The 18,144-nt window shown below is 64.3% G+C and carries 15 protein-coding genes and 1 pseudogene; all 16 read right to left on the bottom strand.

The window, feature by feature from the left end:
* Positions 1 to 548: 548 nt before the first annotated feature.
* The 16 genes and pseudogenes from Q5Z10_RS00080 to dnaA all read right to left on the bottom strand — a co-directional run bounded on the left by Q5Z10_RS00080 (position 549) and on the right by dnaA (position 18,144).
* Positions 549 to 1,640, bottom strand: coding sequence for a PA0069 family radical SAM protein (locus Q5Z10_RS00080; protein WP_303637334.1), 1,092 nt, complete (start codon positions 1,638 to 1,640; stop codon positions 549 to 551).
* 314 nt (positions 1,641 to 1,954) lie between these two features.
* A pseudogene (locus tag Q5Z10_RS00075) lies at positions 1,955 to 2,218 on the bottom strand (hypothetical protein); the annotation flags it as partial.
* Positions 2,219 to 2,524: 306 nt separating this feature from the next.
* Positions 2,525 to 3,268 carry a pyridoxine 5'-phosphate synthase gene (locus Q5Z10_RS00070; RefSeq protein WP_303637333.1) on the bottom strand — a complete coding sequence of 248 codons (744 nt, stop codon included), beginning with the start codon at positions 3,266 to 3,268 and terminating at the stop codon, positions 2,525 to 2,527.
* Between the two features lie 9 nt (positions 3,269 to 3,277).
* The gene (locus Q5Z10_RS00065; RefSeq protein WP_303637332.1) at positions 3,278 to 3,538 is read right to left on the bottom strand and encodes a hypothetical protein; all 261 of its coding nucleotides are present in this window, start codon (positions 3,536 to 3,538) and stop codon (positions 3,278 to 3,280) included.
* Positions 3,539 to 3,578: 40 nt separating this feature from the next.
* Positions 3,579 to 5,039, bottom strand: coding sequence for a cardiolipin synthase (gene cls, locus Q5Z10_RS00060; RefSeq protein WP_303637331.1), 1,461 nt, complete (start codon positions 5,037 to 5,039; stop codon positions 3,579 to 3,581).
* 164 nt (positions 5,040 to 5,203) lie between these two features.
* Complete coding sequence (locus Q5Z10_RS00055) at positions 5,204 to 5,617, bottom strand: ExbD/TolR family protein (protein ID WP_065200109.1); 414 nt, start codon at positions 5,615 to 5,617, stop codon at positions 5,204 to 5,206.
* A 3-nt stretch (positions 5,618 to 5,620) separates the two neighbouring features.
* The gene (locus Q5Z10_RS00050) at positions 5,621 to 6,046 is read right to left on the bottom strand and encodes an ExbD/TolR family protein (RefSeq protein ID WP_025875550.1); all 426 of its coding nucleotides are present in this window, start codon (positions 6,044 to 6,046) and stop codon (positions 5,621 to 5,623) included.
* Between the two features lie 61 nt (positions 6,047 to 6,107).
* Positions 6,108 to 6,869, bottom strand: a complete 762-nt coding sequence (exbB, locus tag Q5Z10_RS00045; RefSeq protein ID WP_049420916.1) for a TonB-system energizer ExbB — start codon at positions 6,867 to 6,869, stop codon at positions 6,108 to 6,110.
* A gap of 94 nt (positions 6,870 to 6,963) precedes the next feature.
* Positions 6,964 to 7,632 carry an energy transducer TonB gene (locus Q5Z10_RS00040; RefSeq protein ID WP_049408447.1) on the bottom strand — a complete coding sequence of 223 codons (669 nt, stop codon included), beginning with the start codon at positions 7,630 to 7,632 and terminating at the stop codon, positions 6,964 to 6,966.
* Positions 7,633 to 7,775: 143 nt separating this feature from the next.
* A complete protein-coding gene (locus Q5Z10_RS00035) occupies positions 7,776 to 8,963 on the bottom strand; it encodes a tetratricopeptide repeat protein (RefSeq protein WP_303637330.1) in 1,188 nt (395 codons plus the stop codon).
* Between the two features lie 131 nt (positions 8,964 to 9,094).
* Positions 9,095 to 9,901: a M48 family metallopeptidase gene (locus Q5Z10_RS00030; RefSeq protein ID WP_303637329.1), complete on the bottom strand. Its 807-nt coding sequence runs from the start codon at positions 9,899 to 9,901 to the stop codon at positions 9,095 to 9,097.
* A gap of 71 nt (positions 9,902 to 9,972) precedes the next feature.
* Complete coding sequence (locus Q5Z10_RS00025) at positions 9,973 to 10,818, bottom strand: CPBP family intramembrane glutamic endopeptidase (protein ID WP_303637328.1); 846 nt, start codon at positions 10,816 to 10,818, stop codon at positions 9,973 to 9,975.
* A 67-nt stretch (positions 10,819 to 10,885) separates the two neighbouring features.
* A complete protein-coding gene (gene gyrB / locus Q5Z10_RS00020) occupies positions 10,886 to 13,345 on the bottom strand; it encodes a DNA topoisomerase (ATP-hydrolyzing) subunit B (protein WP_303637327.1) in 2,460 nt (819 codons plus the stop codon).
* Positions 13,346 to 13,457: 112 nt separating this feature from the next.
* Entirely contained in the window at positions 13,458 to 14,552 is a 1,095-nt protein-coding gene (recF, locus tag Q5Z10_RS00015) for a DNA replication/repair protein RecF (RefSeq protein WP_303637326.1), read from the bottom strand.
* Between the two features lie 884 nt (positions 14,553 to 15,436).
* Positions 15,437 to 16,537 (bottom strand): DNA polymerase III subunit beta, encoded by a 1,101-nt coding sequence (gene dnaN, locus Q5Z10_RS00010; RefSeq protein WP_005411731.1) that lies wholly within the window; start codon positions 16,535 to 16,537, stop codon positions 15,437 to 15,439.
* 275 nt (positions 16,538 to 16,812) lie between these two features.
* Positions 16,813 to 18,144: a chromosomal replication initiator protein DnaA gene (dnaA, locus tag Q5Z10_RS00005; protein WP_303637325.1), complete on the bottom strand. Its 1,332-nt coding sequence runs from the start codon at positions 18,142 to 18,144 to the stop codon at positions 16,813 to 16,815.

The raw sequence follows: 18,144 nt of genomic DNA, 5'->3' as shown, positions 1-18,144 counted from the left end.
CCAGTGCGCAGATTGTGCGCTCGCTGCGGAGCTGACTCGGTGCTGCAGCATGCAACGCTTCAACTTTTTTGCCTGTAGGCAACCATGTCCGAGGTCCTTTGACCTCTAGCTACCGTTAGCGGTAGTGGCGCTCATTTGCATGCTTGCCGCAAGCCATACATGTCCGATGCAAGCTGTATCGGCCTTGTTTCTCAGGGCCAAGCGGGCCGCCACAGTAGGGGCAGGTTGGACCAAGTCCGAGCTCCGCTTGCCTGCAGCGATAGGTTGTCCAAGCCCCGAGAATGAAGGCGTAAACCATTCCGGCCACTGGGAGCCAGATCATCGCCTGATAGAACCCTCTGGTCATGCTGTTGCCGCTTAGCGAGGACACTATGAGCGCGCAGATCAAGGACAGGAAAGCGGCCAGCAGGGCGGGGAAGTACAAGCGCAGTAGCTTCAGCCAGTTCATAGGTTTGCTCTCCTTCGTCGTTGGAAGGCTAGGCTCAGCCTGTCTCACGGCGTGAGACCGTTTCGTCCCTAGATGCCTGCAGCGATCGCTCTTTTCGGCGTTAGAAGAGTTGGCCTTGTGGGGAGTACTCCCTAGGAGGCTGGAACAGTTCTGTGTTCAGAGGCGGGAGCTTTGTGAAGCCAAGCTGCCGGTGTGCCTTCTTGAAACGCTGCGCCAGGAGATCTGCGAAGGGCCCGGTACCACGCATGCGCGTTCCGAAGGTAGAGTCGTATTCCTTCCCACCATGCAGTTGGCGCATCAGGCTCAGCACATGTTCCGCCCGATCCGGATAGTGCAGCTCCAGCCATTCTTTCCAGATTTCCTTGATCTCGTTGGGTAGGCGCAGCAACACATACCCTGCAGCCCGCGCTCCATGGGCATGAGCTGCTTCGAGGATCGCCTCGAGCTCGTTGTCAGTGATGCGGGGAATTACTGGGGCAACCAGTACTCCTACCGGAACGCCGGCTCTATGCAGTGCATCCATCGCCCTCAATCTCGCATGCGGTGCCGCTGCCCTGGGCTCGAGCTTAGCTGACAGCTTTCGATCAAGTGTGGTCACGGAGAAGTAGACCGTGACCAGACGATCCTTCGCCATCGCTGCGAGCAGGTTGATGTCGCGAGTGATCAGCGCACTCTTGGTGACGAAGCTCACAGGGTGGCGCGTCTCGGCCAGGAGCTCAAGGCATTGGCGGGTAATCTGATAACTCCTTTCGATAGGCTGGTAGCCATCTGTGTTGATGCCTAGAGCGATTGCTGCACATTTGTAGCTCGGGCGGCTCAGCTCACTACGCAATCGCTCTGCGGCATTCGTCTTGGCAAAGAGCTTCGTCTCAAAGTCCAAACCCGGCGATAGGCTCAGGTAGGCGTGCGAGGGTCTGGCGAAGCAGTAGACACATCCATGTTCACAACCTCTGTAGGGATTGACCGATGCGCTGAAGCCAACATCAGGTGAAGTGTTCCGGCTGATCACACTCCGCGCCCGCTCTTCAGTTACCTCAGTCCTCAGCGAGGGCATCTCGCGAAGATCTTCATAGACTGATTCCCAGCCATCATCGATTCCGACTGTCGCTGTCGTATCGAACCTGCTCGGTACGCGTGAGGCGGAGCCTCGGCCTTTGATTGGCGCCTGGACCTTGCGAGCGTCTTGTTCCATATCTCCCCCAAGCCCTACAGCGAGCAATTAGTATTATTGCTAACCACAGGCAGCGCAACTGACGGGGATTCATGTAGCCGTAGGGACTGAGCTGAATTCGACGTCCCATTGCCCCCAGAGTTATCCACACCTTTCAAGGCAGGCGCCGTTGAGCCAGACGGCTCGTTGGGTACTTCCAAGTGCGGGCACGAACTAGGAGGCGTTCCATTGGCCTTAGCAGAGAGGCGCGGGTTGCATTCAGTGTGCGAAGTGCTCATCAGAATGAGCATATGTGATTGTTTTATATAAATAATTGCCGTGAGCACTTACGGCACGTTCGCACCGTGCTCGCAGCCGCGATACGGATTCACCGACTGGCTGAAGCCGACGTCCGGGGAAGTGTTGCGGCTGATGATGCTGCGGGCGGTCTCCGCGCGTACTTCGGTGCGCAGGCGTGGGGCGAGGAACTCCTCGCTTTCGTCCACTGCCCAGCCGTCGTCCACCGCCTCGCTGACGGTGCTTTCGAAACGCCCCGCAAGATGGGACGTGGAACCCCGGCCCTTGATGGCGGCCTGGGCGTTGCGAGGGGGGTGCTGCATGGTGCCCTCCGGCCGTTACGGGCTGTTAGTATTATTGCTAACCACAGGCGGCGCAAGCGGCCAGGATTCATGTAGCTGTAGGCGCGGAGGCGGATCGGGCCGCACGTTGACCCCAGACTTGTCCACAGGGTGGCAAGGCGTGGGGACCGGGCGCGCGCCATCGCCGCGGCAGCCCAGCATGGGCCACGGGTGTCTCAGCAGCTGCGATGGGAAGATCGGTCGGCGCGCCAGGAACTGGCGCACCGCTTCAGGCGTTGATCTGCCGGGACAGGCGGCGAGGGAACCCGCGGCCAGCGCCACGCACCGCTACAGCAGTGCCAGGTAGCCCTTCACCGTGGCATCCAGGCCGTCGTACAGCGCCTCGCCGATCAGCGCGTGGCCGATCGACACTTCCAGCACCTGCGGCACGGCGGCCAGGAAGTCACGCAGGTTGTCCTGCGACAGGTCGTGGCCGGCATTCACCCCCAGGCCGACGGCCTGGGCACGGCGCGCGGCGGTGGCGAACAGCGCCAGCATGGCGCGCGCGTCGCCGGCGGCATGGGCCTCGGCGTAGGGGCCGGTGTACAGCTCGATGCGGTCGGCGCCCACGTCGGCGGCCTGCTCCAGCAGCGGGTTGCCGGCGTCGACAAACAGGCTTACCCGGCAGCCCATCGCCTTCAGTTCGGCCACCAGCGGGCGCAGTCGCTGGCCGTCGCGTTCGAAGTCGAAGCCATGGTCGGAGGTGATCTGGCCATCGCCATCGGGAACCAGCGTGGCCTGCGCCGGGCGGGTCTGCGCGCACAGCGGCAGCAGGCCGGGGTAGCCCTCGCGCGGCGGCGCGAACGGATTGCCTTCGATGTTGAACTCAACGCCGCGGGCACGGGTCAGCGTGGACAGCCCCAGCACATCCTCGGCGGTGATGTGGCGGCGGTCCGGGCGCGGGTGCACCGTGATGCCGTGCGCGCCGGCGTCCAGGCAGGCCTGGGCGGCACGCAGCACGTCCGGTTCGGCACCGCCGCGCGAGTTGCGCAGGACGGCGATCTTGTTGACGTTGACGCTGAGCTGGGTCATGGAACGGAACTACGGGGAGAAGGAGGGAGGGTCGCCACGGTCGGTCTGGCCGGTCCGGGCCTGCTCGTGCAGGCGACGCAGCTCATCGCTGTCGACCAGTGTCGCCGGGTCGCGCTGAAGGTCGCCAAAGCGCGCGACATAGCGTCCGCGCACCCAGGCCAGCAGGAAGGCGAGAGCGCCCAGCAGGGCCAGTGACATCACGCCCATGTTCGGCGTCTTCAGCGCGAAGGCGAAGCAGCCCAGCGCCAGCAGCAGGTATAACCAGTACATTCGTCAGTCTCCCCGTTGACCGCCGCAGTGTAGCGCCGCCTTACAGCAGCGGCGAGGCCAACCGTGCGAATGCCTCGGGCAGCCGATGCAGCCACAGCGAGCGACCGGCCTGGTCGTGCACGCGGCTGGCTCGCTCGAACTCGGCCTGCAGCAGCGTCGACAGCGCGGCCACCCGGTCGCGGTCGCTGATCATCATCGACAGCTCGAAGTTCAGGCGGAAGCTGCGGTGGTCGAAATTGGCGCTGCCGACAATGCAGACGTCATCGTCGGCGATGAAGGCCTTGGTGTGCAGCATGCGCGGCCCGTACTCATAGATCTTCACCCCGGCATGCAGCAGCTCGTCGAAGTACGAACGGGCGGCCTGGGTGACGAACCAGGAGTCGCTCATCTTCGGCACCAGCAGGCGAACGTCCAGGCCGCCGAGGGCCGCCGAGGTCAGCGCCATCCGCGCGGCCTCGCCGGGTACGAAGTACGGGGTGACCAACCAGACCCGCTCGCGCGCTTCCTGGATCGCAGCGACATGCAGGCGATGGATCGTCTCCCAGCCCGAATCCGGCCCGGACACCAGCACCTGGGCATCGATGCGGCCATCGCCCCGCAGCGGCATGTCGCCCGGCCACAGCCGGGCGATGTCGAAGCGTGAGTGGTCCTGCCCGCTGGCGTACAGCCAGTCCTCGGCGAACACCAGCTGCAGGCTGCGCACCACGTGGCCGCGGATGCGCATGTGCAGGTCGCGGTAGGCGTTCGGGTCGCGGCTCTCGTCCTCGTCATCGGTGATGTTGATGCCACCGGTGAACGCCAGCCGGCCGTCGACGATCACCAGCTTGCGGTGGGTACGCAGGTTCAGCCACGGCCGCTTGAAGGGCTTCAGCAGCTGGCGCGGGTGGAACCAGATGGCCTCGCCGCCGGCGTCCAGCAACGGCTGCAGGAAGCGGCGCGGCAGCGCCGAGGAGCCGACCGCATCCAGCAGCAGACGCACCTGCACGCCGGCCCGCGCGCGCTCGACCAGCGCGTCGCGCAGGGCGGTGCCGGCGTGGTCCGGGTTGAAGATGTAGTACTCCAGGTGCACGTGGTCGCGCGCCTGTGCAACCGCCTCCAGCAGGGCAGCGTAGGTCGCTGCGCCATCCACCAGCCAGGTGACTTCGGTGGCCGTGCTCGGCGCCAGCCCGGTGGTCGCCTGCGCCACCTTGGCCAGCTCGGTGCAGTCGGCATCGGGCGGGCAGACGTCGCTGTAGTGTTCCATGCCCGAGCGCGCGCGGCCGCGCCGCAGGCGCTGCCGCTTCACCTTCTGCGGGCCCAGCAGGTAATAGATGAAGAGGCCCAGGTAGGGCAGCAGCGCCAGCGACAGGATCCAGCTCAGCGTGGCCACCGGCTCGCGCTTCTGCAGCATGATCCAGCCGGTCAGCGCGAGCAGGTACAACAGGTAGGCCACCGCCAGGATCGTTCCCAGGTGGGCGATGCCATCCAGCCAATGGCGCAGGGAATCGAAGAGGGCGAGCATCTGCCGATCATAACGGGTGCACGGCACCCTGCGACCTGCGCTGCGGGGTGCTGCAGGCATCCACCCGTTGCGCGTTTCGGGCACGCACCCACACAAAAAAAGACGCCCCTGTTTCCAGGGGCGTCCGCAGTCGCGTCATGACTGTTGTATTGCGGTGTAGCGGATTACTGCTGCACGAAGCCGATCTTCTTCATCTGAGCATTCTTCGCGGCGGCCAGGACCTTGGCCATCACGTCGTACTCGGAATCCGGGCTGGCATCGATCCGCAGTTCCGGCTGGTTGGTCGGGTCACGCTGGACCTCCTGCTCCATCCGCTGCTGCAGTTCGTGCGTGCTGATCGGGCTGTTGTTCCACGAGACCTGGTTGCTGGCGTCGATCTTCAGTTCGATCGGCGGCGGCGGTTCGACCAGCTGCGGCGGTGGGTTGAGCACGCGCTGCGGCAGGTCCACGGCGATCGGGTAGGTCATGATCGGCGCGGTCACGATGAAGATGATCAGCAGCACCAGCATCACGTCCACGAGGGGCGTGACGTTGATGTCTGCCATGGGGCCTTTGCCACCACCACTACTGAATGCCATGGCTTATTGCCCCTTCTCTTTGGTCGCGACGAAGCCGACGTCCAGCATGCCCTGCTCCTGCGCGACCTTGGTCATCTCGTTGATGACGCGCATCTTGGTGGTGCGGTCACCACGCAGGTTCAACGGCGGCTGCGGGGTCTGCTGGGCGGCGGTCGCCAAGCGCGACTCGAGCGTCTGCTTGTCGATTTCCTCGTCGTTCCAGTAGATCGAACCGTCTTCCTTGACTGCCAGGGTGATGGGACCCTTGCGGTCGTTGGTGTCGTCCGGCTTCTGGACCAGGTTGGCCTCCGGCAGATCCACCTTGACCTTGTGGGACATCAGCGGCGCCGTGATGATGAAGATGATCAGCAGCACCAGCATCACGTCCACGAGGGGCGTAACGTTGATGTCGGCCATGGGGCCGCCGCTGTTACCACTACTGAAAGCCATAACGGGCTCCGTCTAGATCTTGGTGACTACTTACTTCGTCGCTGGGTGACGCGCGCCGCAATCAGCGGACGCGCGAACCGGTGGCGAAGAAGTCGTGCAGGTCGTGCGCGAAGGTATCGAACTTGCTGATGGTCGCGCTGTTGATCTTGCTGAAGAAGTTGAAGGCGAACACGGCCGGGATGGCGACGAACAGACCGATCGCGGTCATGATCAGCGCTTCACCCACCGGGCCGGCAACGGCGTCGATCGAAGCGGAGCCGGTGGCACCGATCTTGATCAGCGCGCCGTAGATGCCCCACACGGTACCCAGCAGACCGACGAACGGAGCGGTTGCACCGACGGTGGCCAGCAGGGTCATGCCCGACTGCAGCTTGTTGCTTTCACGGGTGACGGCCTGGCGCAGGGCGCGGTCGACGAACTCCGAACGGCTCAGGTTCTCACCCACGCCACCGGTGGCGCCGCCTTCAGCGCGCTGGTGGTGGGCAGCTGCCTGGGCAGCGTCCAGGGCGATCTTCGAGAACGGCTCCGAAGCCGGCTGTTCTTCCATCGCACGGATGGCGTCCTGTGCGTTCGGGGTATCCCAGAACAGGCTGACGACGCGGTCAGCAGCGCTCTTCAGGCGGGTAGCGCGGAAGATGTTGATGACGGTCCAGTACCAGGACATGGCCGACATGATCACCAGGGTCAGCAGCACGACCCAGGAAACCGCGAAATCACCCGGCTTGGTGGTCATTTCGTGGATCAGATGCTCGAAGCCCATCTGCGACAGGGCATTGGACGGATTGCCCCCGGCAGCAGCGGCGATGAAAATTTCCTGCAGCATGACGCTTACCTTTGTTGTGTGTGGTGATAAAGGGTGTAGCTAAGCTAAACAATCGAACGGAAGGCGAGGGTGGCCAGGCGGCCACCCGGGCGCATCAGTTCAGTGCAAAGTTGACCGGGACGCGGACGCGGCCAGCAGCCTTCTTACCGCCAGATTCAGCGGCGTTGAAACGCCACTTGCGGGCAGCTTCCATCGCAGCACGGTCCAGGTCGCGGTTACGGCTGGACTTTTCCACCGTGACATTGGTGACGTTGCCGTTGGCATCGACATCAATGATCAGGATCACTTCACCCTGGATACCAGCGCGGAAAGCGGCCGGCGGGTAGCGCGGCGGATTCATGGCCTTCGACGAGATGTCCACGCTGGCCTCGATCGAGGTCGGCGGAGCAGGCGGCGACGGCGGCGACGGCGGGGTGACGATGTCGTTCGGGCGCGGTTCCGGCACGTCGACGACCGGCGCCTGCGGCGGCGGCGGGACGGGCGACGGCTTCGGCGGCGACAGATTCTTCACCGGCGGCGGCGGAGTATCCTGCGGCGGCGGCGGCGGCGGCGGCGGCGGCGGTGGCGGCGGCGCGTCGACGATGGTCACCATGACGTTGCGCTCCTTCTCGGCCACGGCCTTGGGGGCCACAGCGGGGATCAGGAGCATCATGAAGGCGGCCAGATGCAGGGCGATTACAAACGCGATACCGACGATGCGAGGCCAGCTCAGCCCCTTGTCATCGGGTTGTTCGTACCGGTGAACGACTAGTTGTTCCGTCATGCGCCAAGAGCTCAATAGTGGGGCCGGAATCCCGGGGGCGGGATCCCTGATCAGCGGTGCATGACACCGCAGGAACCTCCAAGCTTATACCAATCCTGAGCGCCTGCGCATCAACTGAGCAGGCGTTCAGGCGTTATTCCTACTTACTTCAGGTTGATGATTTTCTTGGCATCAGCCTGGTTCTTCACGCCCTTCGCCAGCGCCTGCTGGGCGGCCTGCTTGGCCTCCGGGACACGCCCTTCACTGTGCAAGACACGTGCCAGATTCAGGTAGGTCTCACCGTCCTTGGAGAGCGGGGCGGCCTTCTGCCACGCATCGATCGCCTGCGGCACCTGGTCGGAGTAGTAGTAGGACTGGGCCAGCGCCAGGTAGACCTGGTAATCCGGCTTCAGGATGCCCTTCTGCAACCCTTCGTTGATGACCGCGATGACGTCCTTTTCCTTGTTCTCGGTATTGGCGTAGATCGAGTACAGCTGCTTGTACTCACGCTCTTCGGTGAGCTGGCCGCTGCTGCGCAGCTTGTCCATCACCGCGGCGGCCTTCGGCATCTGGTCCGCCTGCATGTACATGTTGGCCAGGTTCAGCTGGGCCTTCTTGTCAGTGGGGTTCTTCGCGGCCAGTGCCTCGGCGGCCTGCACGGCCTCACCGGTCTGGCCAGCTTCGGCCAGGGCGGCCATCAGCAGCTGGTTCCAGTTGTCCTTCGGCTCGGTGGCGCCGGCGATGGCCTGCTTCAGCACCGGGATCGCTTCCTGGTAGCGCTCCAGCTGGTACAGCGCCTGGCCCTTGATGATCAGTTCTTCCGGCTTGGTCGACTTGCTCTCGGCGAAGTACTTGTCCAGGGTCGCCAGGCCTTCGGCGGTCTGGTCTTCCTGGATCTGCAGCTGGCCCAGCATCAACATCGACTGGAAGTGGCCGTTGTTGTCCAGGCCGTTGAACTGCAGGACCTGCTTCAGGTACGCGATCGCGGCCGGGGTGTCGTCGGTCTGGTAAGCCGCCTGCGAGGCCAGCTGGGCTGCGAGCGACTTGTCGTATTCGTTGGCACCGTCGTTGGCCAGAACCTCATCGGCCAGCGTGCGGGTCTCCGGGAACTTTTCCTTGTTGTAGCTGTCAATCATTTTCTGCAGCTTGCTGCCCAGCTTCGCCGACGACTTCGCCGCCGGCTCCTGGCGGGTTGCATCCGGGAACAGCACCTCGGCCTTGGCCTGCTTGCCACCGCGGTTGCCACGCTCGGACGAACGCGAGGACTGCGCGAACGCATCGGTGACCACGGCGCCGGTCAGGGCAGTCGCGATGAGGACGGAAAGCACAGCTTTGTGGTTACGGGAAATCATCGTTCACCTCGATCGAACCGCCGGGAGCGGCAAAGTCGGACTGTCAGAAAAATCTGAGCCGCCAAACGTATCAGAAACAGATGGCGTGAGAAATCGTTTTATGTGCTGCAATACAGCATGAATCTGCGCACTCAGCCACACTTTGGCCGGCGTCCGGCGGCCTGGGCCTGCTGGTAAACGGGGGCGAGGGCCGGCGCGTCACGCTGCAACTCCCTGATCCGATTGGCCGGATCGGGGTGGGTGGACAACCACTGCGGGCTGCGCCCGCCACTGGCGGCCATCATGTTCTGCCACAGATCCACCGCCTGGGCCGGGTTGAATCCGGCTTCGGCCATCAGGCGCTGCCCGATCACGTCGGCCTCGCTCTCCTGGGTGCGCGATCCCGGCAGCAGGAAGGCGGCCTGCGCGCCCATTCCGCCAAGCTGGTTGACCGTGCTGGCCGCGCCTTCGCCGCCGTAGGCACCGGCCAGCGCACCCAGCACCGCCAGGCCGGTCTGCGCGCCCATCTGCCGGGTGATGCGCTCCTCGTGGTGGCGCGCGATGACATGGCCGATCTCGTGGCCGATGACCGCCGCCAGCTGGTCCTGGTTCTTCGCCACGGTGAAGATGCCCGTGTTCACGCCCACCTTGCCACCGGGCAGTGCGAACGCATTGGGTTCCTTGTCGACGAACACCGCGGTCTCCCACCGTACGCCACGGTATTGAGGCGGCAGCTGCGCGACCAGCGCGTTGACCACGCACTGCACGTAACCGTTCTGGCGGCCGTCGCTGCTGATCTTTTCCTTCTGCTTGGTTTCGGCGAACGCCTGCGCCCCCAGCTGGTCCAGCTGCGCCTGCGACACACCGCCCACCATCTGCCGGCGGCCGGTAGGGGACGTGGTGGTCGCGCAGGCGCTGACCAGAGTGGTGATGACGATGGCCAGCAGCAGTTGTTTCATGGATCCACCCCCGTGTTCAGAAGCGCAGTGTGTAACGGGTCTGCTTAATCTTTCGTCAAGCGGACGGGGCCTTACGTTGCACCGAAAAACACCAGTGCGGCCAGTGCCACCGCGTTGTTCAGCGCATGCGCGGCGATCGCGGCCCACAGCGTGCCCGTGCGCCGGTACAGCCAGCAGAACGCCGCGCCCATGCCACCGTAGACCAGCCACAACTGGAGCATGCCCGGCAGGCCGTTGTCGCTGACGCCGGGAATCTCGTGGATCAGGGCGAAGGCCAGGCTGCTCAACAGCATGCCCAGCCAGGGGCGGCCGGCCTGCCACAGCCGTCCGAACAGCACGCGCCGGAACAGCAGCTCTTCATAGGCCGGCGCGAGCACCACGGCGAACAGGGTCAGGAACAGCGGAAAACGCGCGATCGCGTTCTGCATCAGCTCCAGATTGGTGGGGACCGGCTCGATACCGATCTGCTTGGCCAGGAAGGCGATGCCGTTGCTGCCGATCACGATCAGGGTGGCCACCAGCAGCGTCCAGCCCCAGGTGGCGGGTCGGCGCAGGGCCTGCCGTGAGCGCTGGCGCTCGGCCCGATCGGCCGGGCGTCGCCAGAAATAGACCAGCAGCGCGGCGCCGCCGGTGGCGATCAGCGCCATCAGGATCTGGCCCAGGGCGCCGGGTTGCCCCAGTTGCGTGGCGACCGCGGCCGGGTCGGCGGCCGCGCCGGACGCCTGGGAATTGGCGTAGGTGATCGACAGGGTCCGGTACAGGCCCCAGGCCATGCCGCTGATCAGGCTGAGCCCGAACAGCGTCGCGGCTGCAATGCCCAGATCGATGAAAAAGCCGGCCAAAGGCGAGCCAGGGCGTGGCGCGGCGGACGCCGGGGGAACCGGCGGCGGGGCGGAAACCGGGACGGAAGCGGACATCGATTACCTGTGTTCAGGGGAGCAGGACCGGCGCGCCTCCCCGCGCACCGGTCACGGTCCGATTGTGTCAGATATCCAGGTTGGCGACCTTCAGCGCATTGTCTTCGATGAAGTCGCGGCGCGGTTCGACCACGTCCCCCATCAGCGTGCTGAAGATCTGGTCGGCGGCGACCGCGTCTTCGATGCGCACCTGCAGCAGGCGCCGGGTTTCCGGATTCACCGTGGTGTCCCACAGCTGCTCCGGATTCATTTCACCCAGGCCCTTGAATCGCTGGATCTGGCGGCCGCGCTTGGCTTCGTCCAGCAGCCAGTTGCGGGCCTGTGCGAACGACTGCACCTCGATCGACTTGGCACCGCGGCTGATGACCGCGCCGTCGCGGACCAGGCCGTGCAGCAGCTGGGCGGCCTGGTGGATGCCCCGCAGTTCGCCGCTTTCGAACGCGGACAGCGGCAACACCTGGATGTGCTGTTCGCCCATGTGGCTGCGGGTGACCAGAACCGCGGCGGGGCGCTGCTCGTTCGGCTCCTGCAGTTCCAGGGTGAAACGGGCGCTGCCGAGGCTGCCCCGGTTGAGGTGGGCGGCCAGGGCCTGCAGACCTTCGCCCGGGCCGGCGCTGCGCAGGGTGTCCAGGTCCATCGGCATGAAGTCGACCAGCGCTTCGAGCAGGCTGCGATCGTAGCGGTGAGCGTTGCGGTTGATCGTCTCCTGCGCGGCCGCATAGACCAGCAGCAGTTTCTCCAGCGCCACGCCGTCGATCGGCGGCTCGCCAGTGGCCGGAACCAGCGCAGCGTTTTCCACCGCGCTGCTGGCCAGGTAACTGTCCAGCGCCGGGTCGTCCTTCAGGTACAGCTCCTGCTTGCCCTGCTTGATCTTGTACAGCGGCGGCAGGCCGATGTAGACGTAACCGCGCTCGATCAGCTCCGGCATCTGGCGGTAGAAGAACGTCAGCAGCAGGGTGCGGATGTGCGCGCCGTCGACGTCGGCGTCGGTCATGATGATGATCTTGTGGTAGCGCAGCTTGTCCGGGTTGTACTCGTCGCGGCCGATGCCGGTACCCAGCGCGGTGATCAGCGTGCCGACCTGGTCGGAGGACAGCATGCGGTCGAAGCGCGCACGTTCCACGTTGAGGATCTTGCCGCGCAGCGGCAGCACCGCCTGGTTCTTGCGGTTGCGGCCCTGCTTGGCCGAACCACCTGCCGAGTCACCCTCGACGATGAACAGCTCGGACAGCGCCGGATCCTTTTCCTGGCAGTCGGCCAGCTTGCCGGGCAGGCCGGCGATATCCAGCGCGCCCTTGCGCCGGGTCAGGTCACGTGCCTTGCGTGCCGCTTCGCGGGCGCGCGCCGCATCGACGATCTTGCCGGCAATGGCCTTGGCTTCGTTCGGATTCTCCTGCAGGAACTCCTCCAGGCGCTGGCCGAAGGCGTTCTCCACCGCCGGGCGCACGTCCGAACTGACCAGCTTTTCCTTGGTCTGGCTGGAGAAGCTCGGATCGGGCACCTTCACCGACAGCACCGCGATCATGCCTTCGCGCATGTCGTCGCCGGTCAGGTTGATCTTGGCCTGCTTGGCGATGCCGTTCTGTTCGATGTAGTTGTTGAGCACGCGGGTCAGCGCGCCACGGAAACCGGCGAGATGGGTGCCGCCGTCCTTCTGCGGGATGTTGTTGGTGAAGCAGTACATCGTCTCCTGGTAGGAGTCGGTCCACTGCAGCGCCACTTCCACGGTGATGCCGTTGTGCTCGCCGCTGACGGCGATGACGTTGGGGTGCAGCGGGGTCTTCAGCTGGGCCAGATGCTCCACGAAGCTGCGGATGCCGCCTTCGTAGTGGAAGTCATCGCGGCGGCCGTCGCCGCGCTCGTCGGCCAGGACGATCTTGACCCCGGAGTTCAGGAACGACAGTTCGCGCAGGCGACGGGCCAGGATCTCGTAGTGGAATTCGACGTTGTCGTGGAACGCCACCGTCGACGGCCAGAAGCGCACCGTGGTGCCGCGCTTGGTGGTGGTTTCCAGCTTCGCCAGCGGACTGACCGCCGCGCCGTTGCTGAATTCCTGCTGGTAATGGAAGCCGCCCTGGAACACGTCCACCAGCAGCTTCTGCGACAGCGCATTGACCACGCTGACGCCGACGCCGTGCAGGCCGCCGGACACCTTGTAGCTGTTGTCGTCGAACTTGCCGCCTGCGTGCAGAACGGTCATCACCACTTCGGCGGCGGACACTTCGCGGCCGAGCTTGGCGCTCATCTGCTCGTGCTTGCCGGTCGGGATACCACGGCCGTTGTCGGATACCGACACCGAGCCATCGGCGTGGATCGTCACCGCAACATGGTCGGCATGGCCAGCGAGGGCTTCGTCGATCGAGTTGTCGACGACCTCGAACACCATGTGGTGCAGACCGGTGCCGTCATGGACGTCGCCGATGTACATGCCTGGGCGCTTGCGGACAGCCTCCAGGCCTTCCAGGGCCGTAATGCTGTTGGCGTCGTAGTTGCCGTTGTTTACCGGGGTGTTCTGTTCGTCGGTCATTGCGCTTGCCGTAGGCTCCGCAGGTCGGACACCACCAAGGGCAGTGTGCCGAGAATGAAGGGATAGCAGCCGGAATTATACCAGCCGGGGCTGATCGGCCTTGTTGCGCCCACTATGGCACAGCCACGATCTGTGCATGTTCCACGTGGAACCGGGTGATTTCGCTGAGGGTCTCGAGCGCTGCCGGGATCTCGGTGGCGGTGACGAAGATCTGCGCCGGGCCGGTAAGCAGCCGCTGCAGAACGCGGGCCTGGTGGGTGCGGTCCAGCTCCGAGGCCAGATCATCCAGCGCGATGACCGGCCATTCGCCACGCTGCTCGGCGTAATCCTCGGCCTGCGCCAACAGGCAGGCCAGCGCCGTGAGTTTGGCCTGGCCGCGCGACAGCGCGTCTCGGCCCGGAATGTGGGTGAAATCCACGCTCCAGTCGGCGCGGTGTGGGCCGACCGAGGTGTAGCCGGCCTGACGGTCGCGCTCGCGGGCCAGGAGCAGGGCATCGGCCAGGGGCAGCTCGTGCCGACGCCAGCCGGGGCTGAGTTCCAGGCCGCGGATACCCAGCTGCGGCGCGAGAACATCGGCCAGGGCAATGGTTCTTTCCTGCAGCCGTTCCAGATAGTGCTGGCGCCGGCTGGTGAGCGGTTCACCGGCTTCGGCGAGCTCGTGGTCCCAGGTATCCAGCATCCGCGCCGGTCCGCCTTGCTTGAGCAGGGCATTGCGCTGCTTCAGCGCCCGGGAATAGCGACGCCACAGGGAAAGAAAGTCTGGTTCCACGTGGAACAGGCCCCAATCGAGGAAACGGCGGCGCGGTTCACCGCCACCACTCACCAGCGCATGACTGCCAGGCTCGAAGGTGACCACCGCCAGCGCCGCGCACAGGTTCCCGAGCTGGGCAACGTCCTCGCCATCCAGACGGCCTTTCCAGTCCTGCCCGCTGTGACGCAAGCCGGCCTTCCGCCGTTGCAACGGCAGCGTTCCCCGCTGTTCGTCCCATTCCACGAAGATCTCCAGCGCTTCATGGCCCTGGCGTACCAGGCCGTCGCGTACCCGACCGCGGAAGCTGCGGCCATAGGCCATCAGATGCAGCGCTTCGAGCACGCTGGTCTTGCCGGCACCGTTGTCGCCGGTCAGCAGGTTCAAGCCAGGGTTCGGCAACAGCTCCACTGCATCGAATCGACGCAGGTGGTGCAGGGAAAGACGGCGGATCTGCATGGACGAGAGGAACCGGCCGCGCGCAGCGGCAGAAAGCAGGGGATCGCATCAGCTTACTGCATCGGTCAAGCCGGTCCCGGGGCTATCGCCTGGGCATTCCCACGGGTGGCAGCCCTGGAGCGACTGCCGCGTTCCACGTGGCAGCAGCGGTCCGATGCCGAAACTGCGTGAATTCTGACCGATCGTTGTGCACTGGTCTGCCCAGATTCCAGCGAATCCACGCTCTTGGCGGATGACCGCTCCCGTTGCCCCCGGTACACCGGGCTGGCAATCGCCGTGTTCTGCGTGAAATCTGCGGCCGATGACGCTGCACGGTTCCACAGAATTCAAGAAATTCAGGCGTACCGTTCCACGCCATCCACAGGCGGCCTGTATGACTTATACACAAGGTGTGGGTCATCTGTGGATAAAAAAGCCCCTTTTGCCGAACCGCGAAACTATCCACAGGTTCCCCCCCAGCCTCAGGGCCTTCCATACAGGGGGTTTCAGCACCATAAATTCTTTTAATATCAATTAGTTGACTAAGTTTTACATGAAATCTGCTCCTACCATCACCACCAAGCTTTAGATTTATACCCAGATTTAAAAGCTTTGCAGCACGCCTCAGCCCTCGAATCGAGCCTGTGGACAGCAGCGTCAGCAGAGACCCGAGGATTCTGATCCTCTGCTCAAGCGAGCAGACGTCGCACGCCGAAGACACTCCGCTTCGCGATGGGAAGCGGCCGCGATTCACCGCGAAGCGTGGCAGTGACCAGGCTGCCGGCTCGCGGACGGCAGGGCAGCACTCGGGTGCCTCCGACGACGAGTGCAATGCTCCACGTGGAACAAAAAACGCCCGGGACTGGCCCGGGCGTAGACAGGTTCCACGTGGAACCGCAGTGCGGTCAGAGACGCAGCGGCATCACCACATGACGCGACTTCTCGCTGCTGGATTCACGAACCAGCGCCGAGGAGTTGGAATCGCGCAGCTGGATGATGACTTCCTCATCGCGCAGTGCGGACAGGGCGTCGAGCAGGTAGTTCACGTTGAAGCCGATGGCCAGATCGCTGACCGTGGTATCCGCTTCGATCTCTTCCTGGGCTTCTTCCTGCTCCGGGTTGTGCGCGCTGATCTTCAGATTGCCCGGCGAGACTTCCACACGGATACCGCGGTACTTCTCGTTGGACAGGATCGCGGCACGCTGCAGCGAGGCACGCAGGGCTTCACGGTCGACCTTCACTTCACGGTCGGCACCGATCGGGATCACGGCTTCGTAATCCGGGAAACGGCCGTCGATCAGCTTCGAGGTGAAGGTGACATCGTCGCGCTTGACGCGGACGTGGCTGCGGCCGACTTCCAGCTCGATCTCGCGATCGCCGCTCTCGAGCAGGCGCTGCAGCTCGGTCACGCCCTTGCGCGGGACGATGATCTGGCGCTTGGAACCGCTCGGCTTGGCCAGGTCGGTTTCGCACAGGGCCAGGCGGTGGCCGTCGGTCGCGACAGTGCGCAGCGCATCGCCGCGCAGGTCGAACAGCAGGCCGTTGAGGTAATAGCGCACGTCCTGCTGGGCCATCGCGAACGCGGTGCGCTCGATCAGTTCCTTCAGGGTCGCTTCGCCAATGGCCACGCGCTCGGTGGCTTCCACCTCATCCACCGATGGGAAGTCGTTGGAGGGCAGGGTGGCAAGGGTGAAACGGCTGCGGCCCGCCTGCACGGTGATCTTGTCACCGGTCTGCGAGACGGTGATCCGGCTGCCATCGGGCAGAGCGCGGATGATCTCGAACAGCTTGCGGGCGGGGATGGTGGTTTCGCCGTCCTGGGCATCTTCTACCGCGATCCGCGACACCATCTCCACTTCCAGGTCGGTGCCGGTCAGCGACAGCTGGCCGTTCTGCACCTGCACCAGGAAATTGGCCAGAACCGGAAGGGTCTGGCGGCGTTCGACCACGTTGACGACCTGTGCCAACGGCTTGAGAAAGGCTTCGCGCTGCAGTGTGAAACGCATGTGGTTCCGTGCCCCTATGCTTTAAAAAATGTGGAATAAATCAAAAGCTTGGTGGTGCTGGTAGCGGCAGAATTGCTGGAAAACACAGCTAAGTCGTTGTAAGCAAAAGAATTTTAGACATCGAAACCCTCTGCATTACCCGCCCCCAAGGGGTGGGGAAAGCTGTGGATAAATCTACCGCGAAATCGAACGGCATTTTTATCCACACCCTGTCCCGCGCTTGCTACCGGATTCTGCACCGTTTTATGCGGTGACGCCTTATCGGCGAGCGTGCATCATTCGCTCAGCTTCCGGATCAGCTTGTCCCAGTCCTCGCGGAGCTTGCCGTCGGTCTCCATCAGGGTGCGGATCTGCCGGCAGGCATGCAGCACCGTGGTGTGATCACGACCGGCAAAGGCATCGCCGATCTCGGGCAGGCTGTGCTCGGTCAGTTCCTTGGTCAGGGCCATGGCGACCTGGCGCGGGCGGGCCAGGGAACGGGTCCGGCGCTTGGACAGCAGATCCTTGATCTGCAGCCCGTAGTAGTCGGCCACGGTTTTCTGGATGTTGGGAATGCTGATCGCCTGCTGCTGGGCGCGCAGCAGATCGCGCAGGGTTTCCTGCGCGAATTCAGTGGTGATCGCGCGGCCGGTGAAATTGGCGCGGGCGGTCAGGGTATTCAGCGCGCCTTCGAGGTCGCGCACGTTGGAGCGCATCTTCTTGGCGATCAGGAACGCGACATCATCGGGAATCTCGGCGCCGCGCTCGCGGGCCTTGGCCAGCACGATCGCGGCCCGGGTCTCGAAGTCCGGCGGTTCGATCGCCACCGACAGGCCCCAGGCAAGTCGCGACTTCAGGCGCGCTTCCAGGCCTTCCACCTCGCGCGGATAGCGGTCGCAGGTCAGGATGATCTGCTGTTTGCCATCGAACAGGGCGTTGAAGGTGTGGAAGAACTCTTCCTGGGTGCGGTCCTTGCCGGCGAAGAACTGGATGTCATCGATCAGCAGCGCGTCCACCTGCTGGAACTGGCGCTTGAACTGGTCCATGGTCTTTTCCTGCAGCGCCCGGATCATCGCGCTGAAGAACTGTTCCGACCGCAGGTACAGCACCTTTGCCCCCGGATTGGCCTGGCGCATGGCGTTGCCGGCGGCAAACATCAGGTGGGTCTTGCCCAGGCCGGTGCCCCCGTACAGCAGCAGCGGGTTGTGCGCCCGGTCGCCCGGCTTCTGCGCAGCCTGGAACGCCGCCGCCAGACCGAGCTGGTTGCTGCGGCCTTCGACGAAGTTGGCGAAGGTGTAGTGGTTGTCCAGATTGCCGGCGAACGGTACCTGCGGTTCCACCGGCACATGTGCCGACGTCGTGGATGCAGGCGCGGTCTGCGCCTCCACGGTGCGCGGCCGCGAGCCGATTTCAAGGAAAACGTCGCTGAAACCGGCGAAATGGGTGAGCAGTTCGCGGATCCGCGCCAGGTACAGTTCACGCACCTGATCGACGATGAAGGCATTCGGTGCATACAGCACCAGGCTGTCAGCGCGCAGATCGGCCTGCAGCGGCTTCAACCAGGTGTGAACGTCTTCAGGCGGGAACTCCGCTTCGAGGCGCTCGAGACTACGGGACCAGGCATCCAT

Origin of the sequence: Stenotrophomonas sp. 704A1 (assembly GCF_030549525.1) — a bacterium.
Lineage (GTDB): Bacteria > Pseudomonadota > Gammaproteobacteria > Xanthomonadales > Xanthomonadaceae > Stenotrophomonas > Stenotrophomonas tuberculopleuritidis.
This window is presented reverse-complemented; position numbering and strand designations above follow the sequence as displayed.

Excerpts from the sequence above, each read along its gene's own strand:
- Q5Z10_RS00025 (WP_303637328.1), bottom strand. The coding sequence starts at position 10,818 with ATGTCCGCTTCCGTCCCGGTTTCCGCCCCGCCGCCGGTTCCCCCGGCG.
- Q5Z10_RS00040 (WP_049408447.1), bottom strand. The coding sequence starts at position 7,632 with ATGACGGAACAACTAGTCGTTCACCGGTACGAACAACCCGATGACAAG.
- Q5Z10_RS00065 (WP_303637332.1), bottom strand. The coding sequence starts at position 3,538 with ATGTACTGGTTATACCTGCTGCTGGCGCTGGGCTGCTTCGCCTTCGCG.
- recF (WP_303637326.1), bottom strand. The coding sequence starts at position 14,552 with ATGCAGATCCGCCGTCTTTCCCTGCACCACCTGCGTCGATTCGATGCA.
- Q5Z10_RS00080 (WP_303637334.1), bottom strand. The coding sequence starts at position 1,640 with ATGGAACAAGACGCTCGCAAGGTCCAGGCGCCAATCAAAGGCCGAGGC.
- exbB (WP_049420916.1), bottom strand. The coding sequence starts at position 6,869 with ATGCTGCAGGAAATTTTCATCGCCGCTGCTGCCGGGGGCAATCCGTCC.
- cls (WP_303637331.1), bottom strand. The coding sequence starts at position 5,039 with ATGCTCGCCCTCTTCGATTCCCTGCGCCATTGGCTGGATGGCATCGCC.
- Q5Z10_RS00050 (WP_025875550.1), bottom strand. The coding sequence starts at position 6,046 with ATGGCTTTCAGTAGTGGTAACAGCGGCGGCCCCATGGCCGACATCAAC.
- Q5Z10_RS00070 (WP_303637333.1), bottom strand. The coding sequence starts at position 3,268 with ATGACCCAGCTCAGCGTCAACGTCAACAAGATCGCCGTCCTGCGCAAC.
- Q5Z10_RS00030 (WP_303637329.1), bottom strand. The coding sequence starts at position 9,901 with ATGAAACAACTGCTGCTGGCCATCGTCATCACCACTCTGGTCAGCGCC.
- Q5Z10_RS00055 (WP_065200109.1), bottom strand. The coding sequence starts at position 5,617 with ATGGCATTCAGTAGTGGTGGTGGCAAAGGCCCCATGGCAGACATCAAC.
- Q5Z10_RS00035 (WP_303637330.1), bottom strand. The coding sequence starts at position 8,963 with ATGATTTCCCGTAACCACAAAGCTGTGCTTTCCGTCCTCATCGCGACT.
- gyrB (WP_303637327.1), bottom strand. The coding sequence starts at position 13,345 with ATGACCGACGAACAGAACACCCCGGTAAACAACGGCAACTACGACGCC.
- dnaN (WP_005411731.1), bottom strand. The coding sequence starts at position 16,537 with ATGCGTTTCACACTGCAGCGCGAAGCCTTTCTCAAGCCGTTGGCACAG.
- dnaA (WP_303637325.1), bottom strand. The coding sequence starts at position 18,144 with ATGGATGCCTGGTCCCGTAGTCTCGAGCGCCTCGAAGCGGAGTTCCCG.